Annotated in this window: 8 protein-coding genes; all 8 read right to left on the reverse strand. The window is 61.5% G+C overall.

Annotation, left to right across the window (positions count from 1 at the left end; all coding sequences use genetic code 11):
- Window positions 1-10 precede the first annotated feature (10 nt).
- A complete protein-coding gene (locus ACODTD_RS25550; protein ID WP_011333030.1) occupies window positions 11-739 on the reverse strand; it encodes a cephalosporin hydroxylase family protein in 729 nt (242 codons plus the stop codon).
- 30 nt (window positions 740-769) lie between these two features.
- Complete coding sequence (locus ACODTD_RS25555) at window positions 770-1435, reverse strand: acetyltransferase (RefSeq protein WP_041475175.1); 666 nt, start codon at window positions 1433-1435, stop codon at window positions 770-772.
- Window positions 1432-2553, reverse strand: a complete 1122-nt coding sequence (locus ACODTD_RS25560) for a DegT/DnrJ/EryC1/StrS family aminotransferase (RefSeq protein ID WP_221615214.1) — start codon at window positions 2551-2553, stop codon at window positions 1432-1434. The genes ACODTD_RS25555 and ACODTD_RS25560 overlap by 4 nt, the downstream gene beginning before the upstream one ends.
- Window positions 2550-3776, reverse strand: a complete 1227-nt coding sequence (locus tag ACODTD_RS25565; protein WP_201819403.1) for a class I SAM-dependent methyltransferase — start codon at window positions 3774-3776, stop codon at window positions 2550-2552. Before ACODTD_RS25565 ends, ACODTD_RS25560 begins: the two co-directional genes overlap by 4 nt.
- Window positions 3773-4333, reverse strand: a complete 561-nt coding sequence (gene rfbC / locus ACODTD_RS25570; protein ID WP_007958330.1) for a dTDP-4-dehydrorhamnose 3,5-epimerase — start codon at window positions 4331-4333, stop codon at window positions 3773-3775. Before rfbC ends, ACODTD_RS25565 begins: the two co-directional genes overlap by 4 nt.
- A complete protein-coding gene (gene rfbG, locus ACODTD_RS25575) occupies window positions 4330-5412 on the reverse strand; it encodes a CDP-glucose 4,6-dehydratase (RefSeq protein WP_115076983.1) in 1083 nt (360 codons plus the stop codon). Before rfbG ends, rfbC begins: the two co-directional genes overlap by 4 nt.
- On the reverse strand, window positions 5394-6167 hold the full coding sequence (gene rfbF, locus ACODTD_RS25580; RefSeq protein ID WP_011333025.1) for a glucose-1-phosphate cytidylyltransferase: 774 nt from the start codon (window positions 6165-6167) through the stop codon (window positions 5394-5396). The genes rfbG and rfbF overlap by 19 nt, the downstream gene beginning before the upstream one ends.
- A gap of 255 nt (window positions 6168-6422) precedes the next feature.
- Window positions 6423-9056: beta strand repeat-containing protein (locus ACODTD_RS25585; RefSeq protein WP_489105346.1), on the reverse strand; the 2634-nt coding region annotated here is incomplete at its 5' end.

Here is a 9056-nt window from a genome sequence, read left to right on the forward strand (position 1 = left end):
TTTTTGTCGATTAACGAACGCGACGCAGATAGCCATCCGGCGCGACAGTGATCAGCAACTTGCTGTGAATGGCCTGATCGATTTCGAAATCGCTGCTCTCTTTCAGGTAAGCCCACACAGCAGTTTTCGGGTTGTCACCCTTGCCCCACGGGCGATCCGGGAAGGCGTCTTGCGGCATGTCTTCGACCACGGTGTCCATGACCACGCAGTAGCTGCCCACCGACACCAGCGGTGCGTACAGACGCAGCTCTTCGAGGACGTGCTCGTGGGTGTGATTGGAATCCAGCACCACCAGCACTTTCTTGCCCTGCACGCGTTCGCGCACCTGGTCGACGATCGCGGTGTCGATGCTCGAACCCTGGATCATGCTGATCCGCTTGAACATCGGGTGCGCTTCGATGGCTTCGCGATTGTGCTGGCGGATGTCGATATCGATGCCCAGGACTTCGCCGTGACCGATCAGCTCGAGGATCGAGGCGTAGAACACCAGCGAACCGCCGTGGGCGATACCGGTTTCCACGATGATGTCCGGGCGCAGGTTCCAGATGATTTCCTGCATGGCGACCATGTCCTGCGGGAACTGAATGATCGGCCGGCCCATCCAGCTGAAGTTGTAGGTGTACTTGTGTTTAGCGGTAGTGCCGACCCAATCCAGAGACTCGGTTTGCAGCGCCTTGTCCTGTTGCAGGCCTTCGATGTTGGCTTTTACTTCTTCGCGAAACTGCTCATGTGGATTCATTGCGACTCTCCAAAAATTCGGGAAAACGGCTTACCTGAACACCCTGGCGTCAGGGTATGGCACGGTGTTGGTCTTGATGATCCTGGCGGGATTGCCCACCACGACCGAAAAATCCGGGACATCCTTTGTCACCACAGCGCCGGCGCCGATAGTCACCCAGCGACCGATGCGCAGACGCGGCAGAATCGTGGCGTTGGTACCGATAAACGTACCGTCGCCGATTTCCACACAGCCGGCGATGCACACGCCCGGCGCCATGAACACTGAATGGCCGATCCGCCCTTCATGCCCCACGACGCTACCGGCGCTGATGCTGGTGTTGTCGCCGAGTTCGACTTCGGCCTGCATCAACACGCCTTCCTGCAGGTAACTGCCCTGCCCCATGCGGATCATGCTCAGGTCGATACCGGGATGAACGAACTGGCCGAGCTTCGCCCCTGCCTCCACCAACTGACAGGTGGTTTCGTAGCGTAACCGGGTACTGCCGGTGATCAGATTGACGAAGCGCACGTCCGGGCCATTGAGCTCGGCGACCCGCTCCGAACCACCCACCACCGGCACCCCGTAAAACAGCGTGCCGTGCTTGCGCGGATCGTTGTCCAGAAAGGCGAACTCGACATTCGGCGTACTGCGCTTGACCGCGTGCAGCATGCGCACCGCTTCCGGGTTGGCGGCCCCCAGCAGATACATCTTCACAGCGCGGGCCTGCCTGCCAACATGTCCAGCACCACTTGCACCACGCGCTGCTGATCGGCGTCGGTCATGTCGTGATAGCTCGGCAGATTGAAGGCGCGCTCCGGCAGGGCGAATGACACCGGGGTGTCAACGTTGTGCCCGCTGAACATCGGCAACGTCGACAGCGGCCAGAAGAACACCCGGGCATCGATGTCAGCCGCCTGGAAAGCCGCGATCAACTGGTCGCGATGGATACCGGTGTCGGCATCGAACACCACGGTCGGCATCCAGTAACCGTTGCGCCCGTGAGCCGGCTCGGGATTGAGCGACACGCCCGGTACGCCTTCCAGCGCCTGTGCATAGTTGGAAAAGATCGCCCGCTTGCGCGCGATCAACTCTTCGATCCGCTCGACCTGCGCGCAACCGACGGCCGCCTGCAGGTTGCTCATCTTGTATTTGAAACCGACGAACTCTGGCCAGAACTGCTTGGTGCAGCCCGCCACGCGACCGTGGTTGGACAGGGTCAGCACGCGCTCGTACAAGGCCTTGTCCGAGGTAACGAACATTCCGCCCTCGCCGGTGGTCATGGTCTTGGTGCCGTGGAACGAGAAAGCACCGAAGGCTCCCATCGAACCGGCCGCCTGACCGCGCCACTGCGAACCGATGGCTTCGGCCGCATCTTCGATCACGGGAATCCCGAATTCCTTGCCGATGGCCAGCAAGGCATCCATGTCACACAGATTGCCGTACAGGTGCACCGCCAGAATGGCCTTGGTGCGCGGGCTGATCGCGTTTCTGACCTGCTGCGGGTCGAGGCACCAGCTGTCGGCCAGCACATCGACAAATACCGGGGTCGCGCCCAGGTAGGTGATCGGCGCCGCCGAAGCGATCCAGTTGGTATTGCCAAGGATCACTTCGTCACCGGCACCGACCCCCAATGCCGCCATGCCCATGTGCAACGCCCCGGTGCAACTGGAAGTAGCGATCGCATAGGTCGCGCCCAAATGCTCGGCGAAGCCGTGTTCGAAGCGGGTCAGGTATTCGTAGCAGCGCGCGCCCCAGCCGTTCTGCACGGCATCCAGGGCATATTGCGCTTCGAGTTCGCCGACGCTGGGTTTGGTGTAGTGAATTCTGCTCATTGAATGCTCAACTCCGGAACGGCGACGACAAAGCGTGCACCCCATGTTTTGGCTTCGGCCAGTTGTTGCGTCACTTCGCTCAACAGGTTCCAGGGCAGAACCAGAATGTAGTCCGGCCGCTCTTGCGCAATGCGCTCGGGCGCCACGATCGGAATGCGACTGCCCGGCAGGAACTTGCCCTGTTTGTGCGGGTTGGCATCGGCGACCCAGGCCAGCAGATCCGTCCTCACGCCGGCGAAGTTGAGCAAGGTATTTCCTTTGGCTGCCGCGCCATAACCGACCACGCGCTTGCCCTCGGCCTTGGCCTGCAACAGGAAGCGCAGCAGCTGGTGCTTGATGTTTTCGGCGGCAGGCGCCAGCGTCGCGTAGTACCCGGTGGTTTTCACCCCGGCGTCGAGCTCGGCCTGCAACTGCTGCTGCACCGCTGGCTGCACGGCGCGGCGTAAACCGTCCTTGCGCTGGACGAACACCCGCAGCGATCCGCCATGGGTGGTCAGCTGGCTGACGTCGAACACTTCCAGGCCGTTGCGCTCGCACAGGGTCTGCACGGCGGTCAGGGACAGGTAGGAATAGTGTTCGTGATACAGCGTGTCGAACTGCGCGCCGGCCATCAGCGTCAGCAGTTGCGGGAATTCGAAGGTGGCGACGCCGGTCGGCTTGAGCAGCGTGGCGAAACCACCAAGGAAATCGTTGATATCCGGCACATGGGCCAGCACGTTGTTGGCGGCCATCAGGTCGGCGGCCCAGCCTTCGCTTTTCAGCTGGGCGGCGGTGTCGCGACCGAAGAACAGTTCACGAATCTCCAGGCCTTTTTCCCGTGCCGCCTGCGCGGTGCTGCGGGTCGGCTCGACGCCCAGGCACTGGATGCCGCGACCGGCCACGTATTGCAGCAGGTAGCCGTCGTTGGCCGCGACTTCCACCACGCGGCTGTCGGCGGTCAGGCCGAAGCGCTCGACCATCTCGGCCACATAACGCTCGGCATGAGCCAGCCAGGTGCTGGAGAACGAACTGAAGTAGGCGTATTCGGCGTCGAACAGGCTGTCGGCAGAGGTGTAATCCTCGGTCTGCACCAGCCAGCATTGCTGGCACACGGCGACCTTCAGCGGCACCCATTGTTCGGCCTGCTCCAGCCGATCGACGTGCACGTAGGCGTTGGACGGTGGCGAGGTGCCGAGGTCGATCAGCGGCAAGCTCAGCGGTGCGGCGCACCCACGGCAGTTCATAGACGCACTCCAGCAAAGTGTTGATCGAGCGCGGGATGGCTGGAATCACGCGCTGACAAATTATTGACAGGCAACGGCCAGGCGATCGCCAGCCGTGGATCGTTCACCGACAGACCGCCCTCGTGCTCCGGCGCGTAATCGGCGCTGTGCAGGTAAAGCAGTTCGGCGTCTTCAGTGAGGGTCTGGAAACCGTGGGCGAAGCCGGCCGGAATCAACAGGCTGCGACCGTCACCGGCCTTCAGGTGCTCGGCGTGCCAGTGCAGGAAGGTTTCCGAGTCCGGGCGCAGGTCTACCGCTACGTCCCACACTTCACCTCGCAGGCAGGTGATCAACTTGGCTTCCGGCGCATTGGCGTTCTGGTAATGCAGACCTCGCACGCTGCCCTTCTCGCGGGTGCAGGAATGGTTGATCTGGCGGATGTGAAATTCACTGCCGAACGCTTTCAGGCTGCCTTCGCAGAACAGACGGGCGAAGTGCCCGCGCTGATCTTCGAAGCGCTTGTGCTGGACGCTGAACAACCCGGCCAGCGGCAACGGTTTCAAGGAAAACTCGCTCACAACGCGCCCCGGTACAGGTTCAGTTGGCCGAGGGTCACGGTGCGCATGTCGTCGCCGTTCTGCCACGCCAAGTGCCAGTCGAGGGTCTGGGTCAGGCATTGCTGCAACGTCCAGCGCGGTTGCCAGCCGAGCACCTGACGGGCGCGGCTGCTGTCCAGACGCAACAGGCCGGCTTCGTGCAGGTCACTCTTTTCGAGGCGCAGGCCACGGGCCTGAGGCCAGCGGTTGGAGAGCAGTTCAACCACTTCGCCGACGCTGCACATGTCCGCTTCGCCCGGGCCGAAGTTCCACGCGCCGGCGTATTCCGGGCCATCTTCATAGAGGCCGGCGGCCAGTTGCAGGTAGCCGGCCAGCGGCTCCAGCGCGTGCTGCCACGGGCGCACGGCTTGCGGGTAACGCAAGGTCACCGGCTCGTCGGCCGACCAGGCTTTCAGTACATCGGGAATCAGCCGTTCTGGGGCGAAGTCGCCACCGCCCAACACGTTGCCGGCGCGCGCGGTGGCCAGGGCCAGACCATGCTCGGCGTACTTGTCGGCCGGGAAGAACGATGCCGCGTAAGACTGCGCCAGCAACTCGCAGCAGGCCTTGCTGCTGCTGTAAGGATCGTGACCACCGAGGGCTTCGTCCTCGCGGTACGGCCACAGCCATTCCTTGTTGGCGTAGACCTTGTCGGTGGTCACCAGCACGCAGGCCCGCACGCAACCGACCTGACGAATCGCTTCGAGCAGATTGAGGGTGCCCATGACGTTGCTGGAATAAGTCCCCAGCGGATCGCGATAACCTTCACGCACCAGCGGCTGGGCCGCCAGGTGCAGGACGATCTCAGGCTCGGTGTCAGCGATGATCTCGAGCAAGGCGCCGAGGTCACGCAGGTCGCCGCGCTGGTCGTTGATGCCTTCGCTCACGCGCGCCAGTTCGAACAGGCTCGGCTCGGTCGACGGATCGAGGGAAAAACCGCTGACTTGCGCGCCGAGGCTTTGCAGCCACAGGGTCAGCCAGCTGCCCTTGAAACCGGTGTGGCCGGTGACCAGAACCCGCTTGCCGCGCCAGAATTCCGGACTCAGTCCCATTGCTTCCATGGGGCCTCCCCGCTCTGCCACAAGGCTTCGAGGTGGTTCTTGTCACGCAGGGTGTCCATTGGCTGCCAGAAGCCTTCGTGCTGGTACGCCATCAACTCGCCGCGCTCGGCCAGACCGTCGAGCGGGCCGGACTCCCACGAGGTTTCGTCGCCTTCGATCAGCGGCAAAACCTTGGGCGAGAGCACAAAGAAACCACCGTTGATCCAGCCACCGTCACCGCGCGGTTTTTCCGTGAAACCGAGAACCCGGTCGCCGTCACGATCCAGCGCGCCATAGCGGCCCGGCGGTTGTACGGCGGTGACTGTCGCCAACTTGCCGTGAGTCAGGTGGAAATCCACCAGCGAGCTGATATTCAGGTCGGAGACGCCGTCGCCATAGGTGAAGCAGAAGGCTTGTTCGTTTTCCAGATAGCGTGCGGCGCGGCGCAGACGGCCACCGGTCATGGTTTCCTCGCCGGTGTCGATCAGCGTCACGCGCCACGGTTCGCTGTAGTTCTGGTGAACGTCCATGCGATTTTCACGCATGTCGAACGTCACGTCGGAGGTGTGCAGGAAGTAGTTGGCGAAGAAGTCTTTGATCGCGTAGCCCTTGTAGCCAAGGCAAATCACGAAGTCATGAATCCCGTGGGCGGAATACTGTTTCATGATGTGCCAGAGAATTGGCTTGCCACCGATCTCGATCATCGGTTTCGGCTTGAGGTGCGACTCTTCACTGATGCGCGTGCCCAGGCCACCCGCCAAAATAACTGCCTTCATGGTCTCCCCTCTCGTTCGTCACAGGGCTGCGCGCTGCTTTTTGCGCATTGCGGCCTTCTGGCTAAACCTTTCTGCCGGTACGGGCGCAGGGGCAATGACCGCGAGCGCTCGTTTTATGGCGATTTGAGGGGGACTTGCAGGAAACGCGCCAGCTCCGCTGGCTGCGCGTCGGCAGGACAGCTGCCCTTAAAAAAAGGGATGAGACCGTTGCCGGCCTCACCCCTTTGATTGAACGATCTCAGCGAATCAGGCGGATCAGCCAAACATGGCGAACCCGTCATTGCCGGTTGGCAGGTTGATGTACTTGCCGTCAGACGTCTGGATATATTCAATATTGTTGAAACCGGCGAACCAGTCCTTCAGTCGCACGCCGTCTTCCGGAGTCTGACCTTCGAAGACGCTGTACTGATGCAGGAACAGATCATTGCCGACCCGATCAAGCAGCAGTTGCTGAGCGCTGATGTTCGTCAGGATCAACTTGTCGCCGGAACTGGTGCCATTGTCCTGAATGGTGACCAGTCTCGAGGTATTGACGGTGTAGGTGTCATTATCCTCGCCGCCGAACGCCGAGCCGGGCCCCTGCAGAAGCAATTTGTCAGCACCCGCTCCACCGAACAGCGAGAAGCCGGCGCCAGTGCCGGTCAGCAGATCGTCGCCTTCACCACCGTCAGCCATGCCATACACCACGGTAATGGTGTCATTGCCGGCTTCACCAAAGGCCTGGGTGCCACGGTCATCGGGCGCTGCAACGATGGTGTCGTTGCCATTGCCGCCATACAGAAGGTCGGCCTGCGGCCCACCCGCTGCAACATTCACAGCGAACGGTCCGAGCGGGGTGTACAGGCTGCCATAGATGACATCGTTGCCGTCTCCGCCATAAATGACGTCGTTACCCAGACCGCCCTCCAGACCATTGGCGGCAGCATTGCCGGTCAGCGTGTCATTGAAGCTTGTCCCGATCAGACTCTCGACATTGATGAATACATCGCCTTCGGCATCGCCACCCTGACTGACGCCGGTCTGCAGGTTGATATTCACGGCGGTGGTGTTGTTGGCGTACCACACCGTGTCGATGCCTTCACGACCGTCGAACACGTCGGCACCTGCTCCGCCAACGAAGTTGTCGTTGGCGGTCGAACCGAGGAACGTGTCAGCGAAACGACTGCCCTGGAAAATCTCGATCCCGGCGAACGTATCGCCCGCTGCATCGCCGGCGTTGGCGTTGGTTTTCAGGTCGATGGTGACCGCGCTGTCCGAGGACTCATAGCTGACCATATCCAGGCCGAGTCCCCCGTTGATTGCGAGCGCCACAGAGCTGCCAACGAAGACATCGTTGAATTTCGAGCCCGTCATTGCCTCGACGCTGTTGTAAGTATCGCCCATCGCAATCCCGGTACTGACACCGGTTTTCAGGTTGATGCTGACGCCTGCGGTACTGTCGTCATAGGACACCGTGTCCATGCCCGCACCGCCGATGAACTGGTCGGCACCGCCACCGCCATACAGCACATCGTTGCCGATACCACCGGTCATGATGTTGTCGCAGGCATTCCCGTAACCGGTAAACGCAACGGTCCCGGTGTAGGTCATGCGCTCGACATTGGCTGCCATCGTGTGGGTATTCCAGCTGACGCGAATTTCGTCGTTACCACCACCCGCCTGTTCGATGATCGTTACGCCACCGCCGTTGACGTAGTAGATGTCATCACCGGCACCGCCCTCGAAAGTCGCGTAGCTGATAGCCGCGGCGGTGAAGGTGTCGTTGAAGGCCGAGCCGACGACTTTTTCGATGTTGGTCAGGGTATCGCCCTGCGCATCGCCACCGGTTCCCGCCAAGCTGGTGCCCGGACGAATCTCGACATTGACGGCCTCGGCTGAGGTTGAATAGTCGACCGTATCGAAGCCAGTGCCACCGTCGAAAGCAAACACTCGGCTGTCAGCAAAGAACGTGTCGTTGTACTTCGAGCCGGCAATCGCTTCGATGCTGTTATAGACATCGCCCGCAGCGATTCCGCTGTTGATTCCGGTCTTCAGATCAAGCGTGACGCCGACGGTGCTGTCGTCGTAGGACGCGGTGTCCATGCCTGCCCCACCGAAGAACTGGTCGGCACCGCCGCCGCCCTTGAGGATGTCGTTGCTCGCGCCGCCGGTGATGATGTTGTCGCTGTCGTTGCCCGCGCCGGTAAACGAGCCGGTGCCGGTGAAGGTCAGACGCTCGACGTTGGCCGCCAGCGTGTGCTCTTTGTAGGTGACGCGTACCTCATCGTTGCCGCCACCGGCCTGCTCGATGACGGTCACGCCACCGCCGTTGACGAAGTAGATGTCATCGCCGGCGCCGCCCTCGAAGGTCACGGTGCTGAGAGGGGCTGCGGTGAACGTGTCGTTGAAGGCCGAACCGATGACTTTTTCGATGCTGGCCAGGGTATCGCCCTGCGCATCGCCACCGGTGCCTGCCAGACCGATACCCGGACGAACATCAACGTTGATGGCTTCGGCCGAGGTTGAATAGTCGACCGTGTCGGTGCCCGTCCCCCCGTTGAAGGCAAACACCCGGCCATCGGCGATGAAGGTGTCGTTGTATTTGGAGCCGGTGATTGCTTCGATGTCGTTGTAGACATCGCCCGCACCGATTCCGGAATTGACACCGGTTTTCAGGTTGAGCGTGACGCCTACGGTGCTGTCGTCATAGGACACCGTGTCCATGCCCGCACCACCGAAGAACTGATCAGCCCCGCCACCGCCCAGCAGCGTGTCATTGCCGTTGCCGCCAGTGATGATGTTGTCGCTGGCATTGCCCGCACCGGTAAACGACTCGGTGCCAACGTAGGTCAGACGCTCGACGTTGGCCGCCAGCGTGTGCTCTTTGTAGGTGACGCGTACCTCATCGTT

The organism is Pseudomonas sp. FG35 (assembly GCF_057809295.1).